This window comes from Pandoraea pneumonica, assembly GCF_902459645.1.
In the GTDB taxonomy this organism is placed as follows: domain Bacteria; phylum Pseudomonadota; class Gammaproteobacteria; order Burkholderiales; family Burkholderiaceae; genus Pandoraea; species Pandoraea pneumonica.
On the sequence record NZ_CABPSK010000002.1, the window covers coordinates 32,438 to 45,973 of the forward strand.

9 protein-coding genes are annotated in these 13,536 nt (G+C 64.9%); 2 read left to right on the top strand and 7 right to left on the bottom strand.

Translation table 11 applies throughout. From position 1 onward, the window contains the following. Positions 1 to 154: 154 nt before the first annotated feature. Positions 155 to 955, top strand: a complete 801-nt coding sequence (locus tag PPN31114_RS09295; RefSeq protein WP_150679262.1) for a class I SAM-dependent methyltransferase — start codon at positions 155 to 157, stop codon at positions 953 to 955. A gap of 97 nt (positions 956 to 1,052) precedes the next feature. Here PPN31114_RS09295 and PPN31114_RS09300 read toward each other — a convergent pair whose 3' ends face one another. From PPN31114_RS09300 to PPN31114_RS09315, 4 genes are all read right to left on the bottom strand, one after another. Continuing rightward, positions 1,053 to 1,814, bottom strand: coding sequence for a peptidylprolyl isomerase (locus PPN31114_RS09300; protein WP_150679263.1), 762 nt, complete (start codon positions 1,812 to 1,814; stop codon positions 1,053 to 1,055). Positions 1,815 to 1,875: 61 nt separating this feature from the next. Then, positions 1,876 to 2,436 (bottom strand): gamma carbonic anhydrase family protein, encoded by a 561-nt coding sequence (locus PPN31114_RS09305; protein WP_150679264.1) that lies wholly within the window; start codon positions 2,434 to 2,436, stop codon positions 1,876 to 1,878. 283 nt (positions 2,437 to 2,719) lie between these two features. Then, positions 2,720 to 3,673: a ketopantoate/pantoate/pantothenate transporter PanS gene (gene panS, locus PPN31114_RS09310; protein ID WP_150679265.1), complete on the bottom strand. Its 954-nt coding sequence runs from the start codon at positions 3,671 to 3,673 to the stop codon at positions 2,720 to 2,722. A gap of 306 nt (positions 3,674 to 3,979) precedes the next feature. After that, positions 3,980 to 5,728: a DEAD/DEAH box helicase gene (locus PPN31114_RS09315; RefSeq protein ID WP_150679266.1), complete on the bottom strand. Its 1,749-nt coding sequence runs from the start codon at positions 5,726 to 5,728 to the stop codon at positions 3,980 to 3,982. A 336-nt stretch (positions 5,729 to 6,064) separates the two neighbouring features. On the opposite strand from PPN31114_RS09315, the gene PPN31114_RS09320 reads away from it, so the two are divergent. Beyond that, on the top strand, positions 6,065 to 7,009 hold the full coding sequence (locus PPN31114_RS09320) for a LysR family transcriptional regulator (RefSeq protein ID WP_150679267.1): 945 nt from the start codon (positions 6,065 to 6,067) through the stop codon (positions 7,007 to 7,009). Between the two features lie 73 nt (positions 7,010 to 7,082). Here PPN31114_RS09320 and PPN31114_RS09325 read toward each other — a convergent pair whose 3' ends face one another. The 3 genes from PPN31114_RS09325 to mprF all read right to left on the bottom strand — a co-directional run bounded on the left by PPN31114_RS09325 (position 7,083) and on the right by mprF (position 12,995). Continuing rightward, a complete protein-coding gene (locus PPN31114_RS09325; RefSeq protein ID WP_150679268.1) occupies positions 7,083 to 8,390 on the bottom strand; it encodes a solute carrier family 23 protein in 1,308 nt (435 codons plus the stop codon). Positions 8,391 to 8,559: 169 nt separating this feature from the next. Beyond that, a complete protein-coding gene (locus PPN31114_RS09330) occupies positions 8,560 to 10,314 on the bottom strand; it encodes a virulence factor family protein (RefSeq protein WP_217426942.1) in 1,755 nt (584 codons plus the stop codon). Continuing rightward, entirely contained in the window at positions 10,311 to 12,995 is a 2,685-nt protein-coding gene (gene mprF / locus PPN31114_RS09335; protein ID WP_150680332.1) for a bifunctional lysylphosphatidylglycerol flippase/synthetase MprF, read from the bottom strand. The genes PPN31114_RS09330 and mprF overlap by 4 nt, the downstream gene beginning before the upstream one ends. Positions 12,996 to 13,536 lie beyond the last annotated feature (541 nt).

The following is a 13,536-nucleotide window of genomic DNA, read 5'->3' on the forward strand; positions in this document are numbered from 1 at the left end:
ACAACTTGTACCGGTATCGACGAACCATTATCGTGAGTCACATCGCGGTTGTGCAAGCACGAATGTTCGTCTTCAATACCTTCGTGCCCGCAGCAACTCGACGACTGCCCGCCCCCACAAACATCACGATTGTCATCACCGAAGGAGACGCCCCGTGAGCGACGCCACCCGCCCCACTTCGAGCGCTGCCGCGCATGATTCTCACAACGCGGTTGTCACCGGCCAGTTCGGCCCGCAGGCTTCGGCTTACCTGACCAGCGCCAACCACGCGCAAGGTGCCGATCTCGAACAACTCGCGGCGATTGCCCGCGCGCATCCGAATGCCCAAGTGCTCGATCTGGGCTGCGGCGCAGGTCATGTGAGCTTCTTCACTGCACCGTTCGCGGCGCGTGTCGTTGCCTACGACTTGTCTGCCGATATGCTTGGCGTTGTCGCGGGCGAAGCCGCCAAGCGTGGTCTTTCGAACATCGAAACGCAACTGGGCGCAGCCGAATCGCTGCCGTTCGACGATGCCACGTTCGACCTCGTCTTCAGCCGCTACAGCGCCCACCACTGGGCCGATGTCGGCGCAGCATTGCGCGAAATGCGCCGCGTGCTGAAACCGGGCGGCCGGGTCGTGATCTGCGACGTCGCCTCGACCGGTCAGCCGCTCTTCGACACGTATTTGCAAGCGGTGGAAGTGCTGCGCGACACCTCGCACGTGCGCGACTACGCCGTGGGCGAGTGGCTGACGATGGCGGCGAACGCGGGGTTCTCGGTGGCATCGCTCACGCCGCGCACGCTCGATCTCGATTTCAAAACGTGGACGTCGCGCATGCGCACCCCCGAGCCGATGCAGGTCGCCATTCGCGCACTGCAAACGGCGATGGCCGACGACGTGCGCCGCCACTTCCGCATTCAAGACGACGGCTCGTTCACGCTCGACACCGTCACACTCGAATTCGTCGCAGGCTGATCGCTGTCGGATCGACGCGGCATAAAAAAAGGGGCGCTCCCGTAAGAGCGCCCCTTTTCCTTTCTACCGTCGACTGACCGTCGTTGCGCGCAACCGCCTACTGCAATAGCCGCGCCCCATCGCTGTCGTTAGCACCGCTGATTTCCGCAGCACCGGCGAGCAGCGCGACGTAATGACGAAGCGCACGCGTGCGGGCTTGTTCATACAACTGCGCAGCGATACGATCCGCCACTCGCTCGAAAGGTGGCATACGCCCCTTCACGCGACGCTCGATTCGCACAACGTGAAAGCCGTAGCGCGTATTCACTAGCCGAGGCAGTACGCCGAGGCGATCGCCGCAGAACAGCACCAGTTCAAACTCCGGTGCCCCACTGCCGCGCGTGAGCATGCCAAGGCTGCCACCGCATCGCCCCGAAGGGCAATCCGACACATTGGCTGCGAGCGATTCGAACGCGGCGGGCTCCACGCGCAACTGATCGAGCGCCGCCTGCGCGCGAGAGAGCGTGACCGAGAGCGGCACGCCCGCCGAGAGAGCAAACAAGATATGACTGGCCTGCACCTTGTCGCCCACGCGGAACTGCCCGGCGTGCTCGTGAAAGTACGCCCGGCACTCCGCCTCGGTGGGACGCCGCACATGCACGTCGCGTGTGAAGAGTGCATCGACGATGGCATCGTCGCTGGCGTCCGCCATTTCTGCCTCGCCCAACAGCCGCAGATCGCGAACTCGTTGCCGCAATAACTCGCGGCTGACGAGCGCGTGCTGGGCCGCCGTTTCCGGATCGGCCGCGTCACGATGCTGATCGATCTCATCGGCGACGCGGCGTGCGTCGATGACAATCCCGTTGACGCGCAAAGACATGACGGACTCCTGCAAAGACTCAGATTGCGACGGTCACTCGCAACGACGCACGCTCACCCCATCAGAACTCGTTCTGAATGCGGCGATACGCGCGTGCGAGTTGCACGTTCGTGCGGCTCACCGATTCGGAGAACTCGCGCGCGTCGACAGTGACCTTCGGAATGGTCGCGAGATCGGTCTCGCGGCTAATGTGTGTGGTCGAGGGAATGTAGAAGTTCTCGGGAATATCGCGCCCGTCGACCACGCTGTTGTGCCGCACCACCACGCCGTCGTGCACGACGCAGTTGAACAGCACCGAGTTGAAACCGATGAATACGTTGTTACCGATCACGCACGGGCCATGCACGATGGAGCGATGCGCAATCGAAGTGTTCTCGCCGATGGTCACGCGTGCGCCGTCTTTCGAATGGATCACGACCCCGTCCTGAATATTGGAATTGGCGCCGATCACAATCGGCTCCATCTTGCCGCTCTCGTCGACTTCATCGGCACGCAACACCGCGTAGGGCCCGATGAACACGTTCTCGCCGACGATGATCTTGCCGCACAGAATGGCCGTCGGATCGATGAACGAGGTTTCATGCACGACGGGGAAATCCCCGTTCGGATTCTTTCGCAACATTGATGAATCACTCCAGACCGCTCGCTCGTAAGCCCGGGCCCGAGTGACAGGCGCGTCGCGTACGTGCGCGATGCATCGCTGCCGGAAGTGGCCTCGTCGGAATACGCCCTGTGGGCAAGCGGGGGAAAGGGAACACGGACGGGCGCCGTGGTACAGACTCTCTCACCGCCGCGAACGGTATAACGTTGTTGTAGGCGATGAGAGACAGAAAGGCAAATGCCCGCGTTGACGGTGCGGGCAGCCGTTGCGTGCCGCACACAAGCGTGTGCGGCAGCGAAAAAACTCAGTGCGCTGCGCGCGTCGGTGCAGCTTGCGAATCGTTGGCCGTGCCCGTTGGGCGACCGCGCCAATAACCGGCGAGCAACGAACCCGACAGGTTGTGCCAAACCGAGAACAACGCGCCCGGCAGTGCTGCCAGCGGCGTGAAGTAGATCTTGCCGAGCGTGGCGGCGAGGCCCGAGTTCTGCATGCCGACTTCGATGGCGAGCGTGCGGCAAATCGATTCGTCGAAGCCCAGCAGACGCCCACCCCAGTAGCCGCCGAGCAGCCCCAGACCGTTGTGCAGCACCACGCCGAGCATGACCAACGGACCCACCGTGGCAATGTTGCCCTGATTCGCGCCCACGACGGCACCGATGATCAGCACGATTGCCACCATCGACACCAGCGGCAGATAGCCCTCGACGGCACGTACCGCGCGATTGAAGAAGCGATTGATGAGCAACCCGGCGGCGATCGGCAACGCGACGATTTGCAGAATCGACAGCAGCATGCCTTCCACGTCGACCGAGATCGATGCGTCGACATACAAGCGCGTGAGCAACGGCGTTGCGAACACGCCCACGAGCGTCGACATCGCGCTGATGGTCACCGACAACGCGACGTCGCCACGGGCGAGATAAATCATGACGTTCGATGCCGTGCCGCTCGCCACGCTGCCCACGAGCACCATACCGGCGGTCAGATCGGGCGGCATGTGAAGCACGCGGGCAATGATCCACGCGGCCAGCGGCATCACGAGGTAATGCAACACCACGCCAGCGACGATCGGGGCGGGACGCGTGAAGACGCGTTTGAAGTCTTCGAACGTGAGCGTCACGCCCATCGCGAACATCACGACGGTAAGCAACGCGGTGACGTGCGGCGTGACGCCGGAGAAGCTGCCCGGCGAAAAGTACGCGGCAACGGAAAGCAGCAAAGCCCACAACGGAAACAAGCGGGTGACACGGGCGATCATGAGATCCTCGGAGAACGAAAACGCGGCGCGCGCATTGGCGAGTCCATGCGCCCTCGTTCCCTGAGAGGTCATCGCACCTGCCACACCCGGGCCGCCGGGCGCAAAAGGTTAATATTTTACTTAATTTGCGCCAGCCGCCCCTTGGGGGCTGCCCCAAGCGTGCGGGGACGAGTGCCGAACGCCCGCTGATGAGGGTCTTTCGCGCGCCAATAAAAACGGGCCTGCCGAGCAAAGCACCGTTCAAACTCACTGGAGTGTTGAACGGTGTGTGCATCGTCAGGCCCGTTTCGAATCAGTGGCGAGCGCTTAGTCGCGCTTCGGTTTGCCCATTAGCAGGGCAGCCCCGACGCCATCTCGGCGTGCCGGACGCGGACCGCGTTGCGCAAAATCGCTACGCTCGCCCCCGCCTTGCCCGCGCGATGCGTTCTGGCCATCGCGACCGTCTCGACCATCACGCCCCTGCCCTTGGTAACCGGCACCCGCGCCTTGTGCGGCGCGTTGCCCTTCGACTCGCTTGCCTGCGCCACCGCCACCACCTGTACGCTTGCCGGGTTGCGAGGCTTGATTGCCGCTGAAACCGCCATTGCCGCCATTGCCACCGCGGCCACCGTTGGCACCCGCATTACGGCCGCCGTTCGCTGCCACGGCAGTGCGCGGCGCATTGCGTTGTTCACCACGTTCACCATTACGGCCTGCACCGTCGGCACTGTGACGCGGCTTACCGGCATCACCGCCCTGACGCGGGCTACGGTTGCCGTCACGGCTGCCGTCACGATTACCATCGCGACCGCCTTCACGGGCTTCGCGAGGCGCGCGTGCCGACTGACCGTCGCCACGACCGCCGCGTCCGCCCGGCGCACCGCCACGGCCACCCGGCTGATTCTTGCGAATCGGCTGCGCGACGGCATGCGGGTCCGGCTCGAAGCCCGGAATCACTTCGCGATCGATGGTGCGCTTGATCAGGCGTTCGATGGCCGTCAGCAGTTGATGCTCGTCCACACACACCAGCGACACGGCTTCACCTTGCGCACCGGCGCGGCCCGTACGGCCAATGCGGTGCACGTAGTCTTCCGCCACTTCCGGCAGATCGAAGTTCACCACGTGCGGCAGTTGATCGATGTCGATGCCGCGTGCGGCGATATCGGTCGCGACCAGCACTTGCAGCGTGCCGCTTTTGAATTCGGCGAGTGCGCGGGTGCGGGCACCCTGACTCTTGTTGCCGTGAATCGCGAGCGCGGGCACACCGCCCTTCGTCAGTTGTTCGGCCAAGCGGTTGGCACCGTGCTTGGTACGCGTGAACACAAGCACCTGAAACCAGTTGTGCTCGCGCACCAGATGTTCGAGCAGTTCGCGCTTGCGGTCGCGGTCGACCGGGTGAATCTTCTGCGCGACCGTCTCGGCCGTGGTGTTGCGGCGAGCCACTTCGATCAGCGCGGGCGACTTCAGCAGGCCATCGGCCAGTTGCTTGATTTCGTCCGAGAACGTAGCCGAGAACAGCAGGTTCTGACGCTTCGCGGGCAGCACGGCCAGCACGCGACGGATGTCGCGAATGAAGCCCATGTCCAGCATACGGTCGGCTTCGTCGAGCACGAGAATTTCGACGCCCGACAGGTCAACCGTCTTTTGCTGCATGTGATCGAGCAGACGGCCCGGCGTGGCGACGAGAATGTCGACACCGCGCGCGAGTTGCTTGACCTGCGGCACCATCGACACGCCGCCGAACACGGTCATCGAGTTGAGCTTCAGATACTTGCCGTATTGCGTGACGCTCTCTTCGACCTGTGCGGCCAGCTCACGCGTGGGCGTGAGCACGAGGGCGCGCACGCGGCGTTTGCCGTTGGCGGCAGCGGGGGCTGCGCGCGACGAAAGCATTTGCAGAATCGGCAGCGTGAAGCCTGCCGTCTTGCCGGTACCGGTTTGGGCACCGGCGAGGAGGTCGCCGCCTTGCAGGACAGCCGGAATCGCTTGTTGTTGAATCGGGGTCGGTTGTGTGTAGCCGAGATCGCCGACTGCACGCAGGATGTCGGCCGATAGGCCGAGCGTTTCAAAAGACATATAAAGACCAATGCGCGGACTCCACGATGTGGGCCCCCGCGCGTATCGATTGTTTATTCTTGATGGAAAGCCCGCGTCGGGCGTGCGACGCGCGTCGCGCTCATCTGGGCAACGCGTCTGAAGACGCCGGCAAGACGACCCGCCGGCTGACTAAAAATCGAGCGGCTTGGCGGGCGAGGCCGTCGCGGGTACGGCCGTGTCTTGAAAGCGCGTAGTTTACCACGCGCCCCCGGTCGAGTCAGGTGACGTACCCGTCCGAACGAGCGCCGCCCTGCGCAATACGGGGCCAAGCCGCTACACTGACGCCATTCTCCCGACGCCCTGAGCGCTATCCCCGTGCGATTCGATCTGACCGACCTGCGCCTGTGCCTGCTCGTGGCCGAGGCTGGCAGCATTACCGGCGGGGCCGAGCGCGCCCATCTGACCCTGGCGTCCGCCAGCGCGCGCATTCGCGGGCTGGAAGACACGCTGGGTATCGCCCTCTTCATGCGCCACCGCCAAGGCGTGCTTCCCACCCCCGCCGGACGCGCCCTGCTCGCCCACGCGCGCCGGGTACTCGCTCAGATCGAACAGATGCGCGGCGAGTTGGGGGAATATGCGGCTGGCCTCAAAGGCAACGTGCGCATTGCGTCGAACACGGTCGCGATGTCGGAGTTTCTGCCCGATCTGCTGGGCGCGTTCCTCGCCGAGCACCCCAATGTGGAAATCGCGCTGCGCGAGCAGACCAGCCCGGCCGTCGTCCAGGCAGTGCTGGAGGGTGCCGCCGATATCGGCGTCGTGTCCGATTGGATCGAGTTGACGGGGCTGGAGACCGTACCGTTCCGGCAGGATCGGTTGGTTATCGTCACGCCGCCGGGCCATGCGCTGACGAAACGCGAGAGCGTTGCGCTCGTCGACGTCCTCGACGCTGAATTCATCGGCCTGCCGGAGCAAAGTGCACTGGCCGAACACCTCGACGGCCATGCGAAGCGCGCCGGTCGCCCGTTGCGCTACCGACTGCGGCTGCGCGACTTCGACAGCCTGTGCCGGGCCGTCGCGGCAGGTGCCGCGCTCGGTATCGTGCCGTTGAGCGCCGCCCGGCGCTCGGCGGCCACGCTGGGCATCGGCATCGTGCCGCTCTCCGACCCGTGGGCACTACGCACGCTGGTGCTGTGCGTGCGCGAGCGCGACGCGCTGCCCGTCTACGCCCGCCAGTTGCTCGACCGGCTACAAGGCCCGGCGAGCCCAGCTACCGTCGCCACCACCAACACGGCCGACACAAACAAAAACGGCACGACGTAATCGCCGTGCCGTTCATGCGACGCGGGCAAAACCGCTGCCCGCCCTACCGCTTCCTACCGCTTTCTCGTTGCCGTTACATCGCCGCCGGTGTCGAAATGCCACGGCCGCGCAGCAGCGCGTACAGAATGATCGCGCCGAAGGTTGCGCAACCGATGCCGCCGAGCGAGAAGTTGCCGAACTTCAACGTGAAGTCGCCAGCCCCCAGCACCAGCGTGACAGCCGCCACGATCAGGTTGCGGTTATCAGAGAAGTCCACCTTGTTCTGCACCCAGATGCGCGCACCGGCCACCGTAATCAGGCCGAACACCACGATCGACACGCCGCCCAGCACCGGCCCCGGAATCGTCTGAATCACCGCGCCGAATTTCGGCGAGAAACCCAGCACCAGCGCGATCACCGCAGCGACAGCAAACACCACCGTCGAGTAGATCTTCGTCACCGCCATCACGCCGATGTTCTCGGCGTACGTCGTCACACCAGTACCGCCCACGCTGCCGGAGACAATCGTCGCCAAGCCGTCGCCGAGGAAAGCGCGGCCCATGTAGCGATCGAGGTTCTGACCGGTCATGGCGCTCACCGCCTTGATGTGGCCGAGGTTTTCCGCCACCAGAATGATGGCGATGGGGGCGAGCAGCACCATCGCTTCCGGCTTGAACACCGGGGCGGCGAAGTGCGGCAAGCCGAACCATGCCGCGTTGGCAACGATGGAGAAGTCGATCGGCTTACCAAGGCCCATGCCATTGGTGAGCACCGCATAGAGCACATAGGCGAGCAGCAAACCCACGAGAATCAGCAGACGCTGCACCATGCCACGGGCAAACACGGCCACGAGGCCCACGCACAGCACGGTCGCCAGCGCCATCCACGTGTCGAAGCTGGTGGCCGAAACGCCCTTCACGGCCACGGGGGCCAGATTCAGGCCGATCACCGCGACCACGGCACCGGTGACGACCGGCGGCATGAGCGCTTCGATCCAACGGGTGCCGACCACCATGACGATGAGGCCGATGATGGCGTACGCCACCCCGCAGGCAATGATGCCGCCCAGTGCGACGGGGATATTCAGATTCGGGCCGCTACCTGCGTAGCCGGTCACCGAGATGACGAGGCCGATGAAGGCAAAGCTCGACCCCAGATAGCTGGGCACGCGCCCGCCGACGAGCACGAAGAAGAGCAACGTGCCGATGCCCGACATGAAGATGGCGAGGTTCGGATCGAAGCCCATGAGCAGCGGGGCCAGCACGGTCGAGCCGAACATGGCGACCACGTGCTGCACGCCCATCGCGATGGTCTGCGGCCACGGCAGGCGCTCGTCGGGCGCAATGACACGTCCGGACGCGGTGTCCCGCTGCTGCCATTTGGGGAAATAACCCTCTGCCATATCGATCTTCTCCTGTGTGTCGTGCGCAAAGTGGGCCAATCGGGAAAACTGGCGGCAGTGTACGGAGCGCACGACGGGAAGGCAAGGCGAGAAAAAGCGCAGCGGGCGGGGATACAACGGCGATGCGTGCGGCGGGCACCAAAGCACCGCCGCACGGGGGTTTGCGGGTCTAGTGCTTACCCACCCCTTCCAGAATCAGATCGGCCAGCTTGGTGTAATTCCCGTCGAAGTGATGGCCGCCGGGCATTTTGACGATCTGCACGCGTTTGGGGTCGAGCCCCGGGCAATTGCTGTCGTCCTCATCGGCCCCGTACACGCACATCGCCATTCCATCGGGCAGGCGCTCGACCTCTGGGCGAATGGGCAGGCCGTTCTGGCTCGACATCACCCAATTCGTCATGCGGAATTCAAAGTCGGCCTTCTGCCCCAGCCCCATCAGCACGAGCAGTGCGACCCGCTCTTTGCTCGCAGGCGGCATGCGATTGACCATGAACGGCAGCACGTCCGCCCCTTGCGAATAGCCGATGAGAATCACGCGCTTTTTGTTCCAGCGCGTTTGATAGAAGCGCACCAGCCGGTCGATATCGAGCGCCCCTGACGCCGGTGTGCGTGCCGACCAGAAGTAGCGCAGCGAGTCGATGCCGACCACCGGCAAGCCGTGCGCGGCCAGCGCCCCGGCGACATCGCGATCCAGTCCGGCCCAGCCGCCGTCGCCCGACAGCAGAATGGCGAAGGCATCCGCCATGTTCGCGGCTGGTTGCCCCGTGGCGGGCACTTCGATCACCGGCAGATCGGCCACCGCCGCGGGCGGACGCGCCGTGCCCGCCACGTGATGCGCATTGAGCCGCTTGAACGCGTTCTTATATTGCGTCACCCAATCGGCCAACACCGGCGAGTTCGTCGACGGCGCATCGGTGCCATCGCTCAGGCTGCCGAGACTACCCGCCAGCCCGCCGACCACCCAGCTCGCATTCGACGCCCGCGCGACGAAACCCTGCGCAAAGCGGTCCGAGCAGCGCGGCGCGCGCGCCGTCGGGTTGCCCGCCGGGCCGCTCATCGCGAGCCACGGCGCGCCCAGTGCGGGGGCGGGCAGCAAGCGCATCGGTGCGCCGCCTGCGGTATGCGTGATACCGCGCCCGAAATGCACGCCCTCGCCCTGACACAGCGGCTTGGCCATCGGCAGCGCCGGACAGAAGTCGACCGACAGCGCGCCGGAGAACGTCTCGCTTTTGGCTTGCGCGAGCATCGCGTAAGCAAACGTGCCGCCCACGCCGTCACCCACGAGAATGGGTGGCGTGTACCCGGGCAGCTTTTCGTAGGCTTCGAGAAAGCGGCCGAAGTTATCCAGATCGCCGGACGGGAACACACACGCCCCGTCGTCTTTGGTGAAGTTCGCCATCAGACGCGCCGTGTCGATACCCGCCACGAGCGCCCCGGTGTCTACAAGGGCGCGCGCCATGCGCTCGGCACGGGGTGTCCAACCATCGTCGTCGGACAGAAACAGCACCGTAGCATTCGGCTCGCCCGCCGGGCGAAAGACCGGCACGTTTTCGAATCGGCCATGCGAGATGATGTCGGTTGCCGCACCACGCGACGCAGCGGCCCCGGCGGCGGCCGCCGCCGCAGGCATCATCACCGGCGCGGGCACACTCGATGCGACCGACGGCGGCACCGCCACAGGTCCAGCCTTCGGCGCGGGCTTGAGCACATTGCGTGCCTTGGCGGCCTGCTCTGTCGACTTGGCCGACGCGGCAGACGCAAGGTCGGCATGCGTCACGCTCTGTGCGGACACCGTCGTCATGCCACTCAGGGTCAGCGAGACGAACAACAGCGCAGCGGCCAGTGGCGCTCGCCGATGCGTCATCACGCGAGGTGTGCGCACCGATGGCGCGATGCGGTTTGTCCCATCCATCCAAGCCGTCATTTCGTAATCATCCCCTTCCAGCCACCGCCCACGAGCGCCGCCACATCGGCGAGTGTGAGCATCGGTGCGAGTCCGCCCGGCGTCATCAAATAGCGCGCCTCCCATTGCGGATCGAATTTGTCTTTGAAGCTGCGCAGCCCACGGAAGTTGTAGAAGCGTGCGCCGTGCGCGAACATCATCCGCCCGAAGCGATGCCAACGCGGGGCCAGTTGGTGCGTCACCATGCCCGACATCGGCGCCATCCCAAGCCCGAAGCGTTGATACCCCTGCCCCTTGAAATGCAGCATGAGATTCGCGAACAGGAAGTCCATCGTGCCAGCAGGCGCATCGGGCACCTGCCGCATCAAATCGATGCTGGCCTCGATACGCTGCACGTCCGGACACATGAGCGTCGCGAAGGCAACGAGCCGCCCTTCGCGGCGCACCAGCGCCACCGGCTGACGTGCGACGTACGCGTCGGTGAATGCGCCGAGCGAGAAGCCTTTCTCGCGCGTGTGCTGCCGGGCCAGCCACGCATCCGAGACCGCGCGCATTTCCGGCAGATGGGGCGGTACGTCGTGCGGCGCGACGATTTCCAGCGTCAGCCCTTCGCGCTCGCCGCGTGCCACGCCGTGCCGCAAATTCGCCCGCCGCGAGCCCTGCAAGCCGAACTCCGGCAGCGAGACAAACGCCTCTTCGCCTAACTTGTACGCCCGCAGCCCAGCGTCGATATAGAGCGGCAGCGCTTGCGGGCGCGTCTTATAAAACGCCGCCCGTCCGCCATGCGAGTCGGCCAGTTCGATGAAGCGCCAGATCAGCTCCGGCCACTCCTTCTGATCGCCGACCGGGTCGGCCAGGGACACCCACGAGCGCCGATGCTTCGCGTACATGATGAAAGCGTTGCCCGACGGCGAGAACAGGAAGCTCTTGTCGCCCATGAGCGCGAGACACGCGTCGGCAGCCGGTTGCTTCTGAATCACGGCACGGGCGCGCGCCAGTTCTTCTTCGCTGGCAGGCACCATCGCCCCGGCCGACTGGCGCAACAACTGCCAGAGCGACAAGCCGAGCCCGATCACGGCCACCACCATCAGCGCACGCATCGAGCGCGGCGCATCGCCGTCGAACGTGAATTGCCACCAAAGTTGATTCGCGTAGCCCACGCGCCGGTACGACATGAACATCAGCCACGTACAGGCCCCCAGCACCGAGAGCACGGCGATGATCCAGCCCGGCTCGAAGGTCTGCGTGAAGAGCGACGAGCGCCGGTCGAACTGTTTGCGCGAGACGAGCAGTAACGTGGCGAGCACCGCCAGCACGAAACATTCCGACAACGCGATGCCCTTCGGAATGGCAAGCACGGCGGCCACGATCGTCAGCCCGAGCGAGCCCCACCACGCGGCGTCCAGCCGATGCAGCAGCCCGCGCGCGAGAAAGAGCATCGCCAGCCCCGCCACACTGCCCAGCAAGTGCGAGACCTCGACGAGAAAGAGCGGTACGTGCTGGCGCAGAAAGTCTTCGGCGTCGCGCGTGGCGGGGGTCACCCCGGAGATCAGCAACATGACACCGGCCACGAGCGTGAGCGCCGCCAGCACCCCGGGGAACAGCCGCACCGCCGCACGGCCAATCGGTGCCGCCGGACTCTGCCGGAATTCAAACCATGCGAGCAGACACGCCGCGAGCATCAGCGGCAGCAAATAGTAGATGCCGCGATAGAGCACCAGCGCACCCGCCACCTGACTCACCGGCGCATGGCCGTTGGTGGCCAGCAGAATCACGGCTTCGAACACGCCCACCCCGCCCGGTACGTGACTCAGCACGCCCAGCGCCATAGCGATGGCGTAGAACACGACGAACGTCGGCAGATCCACCACCCCGGCTGGCAGCAAACACCACAACGCGGCGGCGGCCATGCCGAGATCGGCGGCAGAGATCAGCAATTGCCGCAAAGCGAGACGCAGCGGCGGCAAGGGGAGATCCCAGCGCCCAAAGAGCGTCACCGTGCGCTTGCGGGCACACACCGCGAGGAACCAGCCCGACCCGGCGAGCAGCAACAGCGCCGCCGCCTGCAACACCCACGCGGGCACCGGCACCAGCGCCGAGACGCGCGATGCGCCCCACAGCATGCCCAGCGAGCCGAAGACGGTCATCCCCAGCCCGAACGCGCCCGCGTTGAACGCCACCGCCTGCGCCACCTTCGGGGCATCGACGCCCGCCGCCGCATACATGCGCATGCGCACCGTGCCGCCGGTCAGCACGCCCAGCCCAACGGAGTTCCCTAGTGCGTAGGCAATAAACGACGTGAGCACGACGGTCGAGCGTTTGACCGTTGCGCCAGCGAATCGCAAGCCGGAGATGTCGTAACCCGTGAGCGCGGCATAGCTCGCCAGCGTTGCCAGCATGGCAAGCACGAGGCGCGTGACGGGGGTCGCGTGAATGGCGGCGATCACATCGTCGTAATGCACGTGCCGCAACATGTGATGCAGCGCATCGAAGACGAAGAGCCCGAGCAGGATGACCCCGCCAGCGATCAGCCAGGGGCGGGCAGCGCTCCAAGGTAGGCGGCGTATCCAGCGCCACCGGGCAGGTAACGCGAGCAACGCGGCGGCATCCGCTTCGGGTGAAGTGTCTGACGGTGGGTTGCTAGCGCCCCCGCCACCGGCCGTGGCGGTAGCGCTGCTAGGAGTCAGTCCGATACCAGACATGGCATCGGGCGTGGCATCGGCGGGCCGGCTCGGGCGCGCGCGGGTGGGTTCAGTCATGTATCGGTCGATCCTTCGGCCGGTACGACGCCAACATCGGGACGCCGCCCCAAAGGCCTGTGGGCGAGTCGGAGCCTGTAGCCGATAGATTACACCGCGAAACGTGACAGGTCTTGTCGGCGTGCCGCCGACAGGCGCTGCCAGACGGCTGGAAAGCCTGATGCGGCGCGGATTTACAGAGGATGTCTCGGAACACGAGAGAGTTCTCGAAGGGTAATAGCGACCACGCGTCGGCGCTCACGCCCATGCTGTCTGCCCGGGGTGGCGGCGATTGCGTATGACTATGGGTGGATTTCGCTGATATCTGCAACTTAATGTAAAATGCAGGGTTTTTGTTAGGTAGTTACGCGAAGTTTTTCCTAAACTTCGATCAATCTTAAAGATCGCCGCAATGCGGCAAGTGCGCACCCCGAATCATTCCGACTCCGAAGAGAGTCGATTCGATGTCCATCGGAAGGTGCGCGGGGGGTGTAAAAAATGGTCG

What these genes read in the sequence shown, in the direction of transcription:
- PPN31114_RS09300 (WP_150679263.1), bottom strand. Translation starts at nt 1,814, where the DNA reads ATGTCTTTGCGCGTCAACGGGATTGTCATCGACGCACGCCGCGTCGCC.
- PPN31114_RS09305 (WP_150679264.1), bottom strand. Translation starts at nt 2,436, where the DNA reads ATGTTGCGAAAGAATCCGAACGGGGATTTCCCCGTCGTGCATGAAACC.
- panS (WP_150679265.1), bottom strand. Translation starts at nt 3,673, where the DNA reads ATGATCGCCCGTGTCACCCGCTTGTTTCCGTTGTGGGCTTTGCTGCTT.
- PPN31114_RS09315 (WP_150679266.1), bottom strand. Translation starts at nt 5,728, where the DNA reads ATGTCTTTTGAAACGCTCGGCCTATCGGCCGACATCCTGCGTGCAGTC.
- PPN31114_RS09325 (WP_150679268.1), bottom strand. Translation starts at nt 8,390, where the DNA reads ATGGCAGAGGGTTATTTCCCCAAATGGCAGCAGCGGGACACCGCGTCC.
- PPN31114_RS09330 (WP_217426942.1), bottom strand. Translation starts at nt 10,314, where the DNA reads ATGACGGCTTGGATGGATGGGACAAACCGCATCGCGCCATCGGTGCGC.
- mprF (WP_150680332.1), bottom strand. Translation starts at nt 12,995, where the DNA reads ATGTCTGGTATCGGACTGACTCCTAGCAGCGCTACCGCCACGGCCGGT.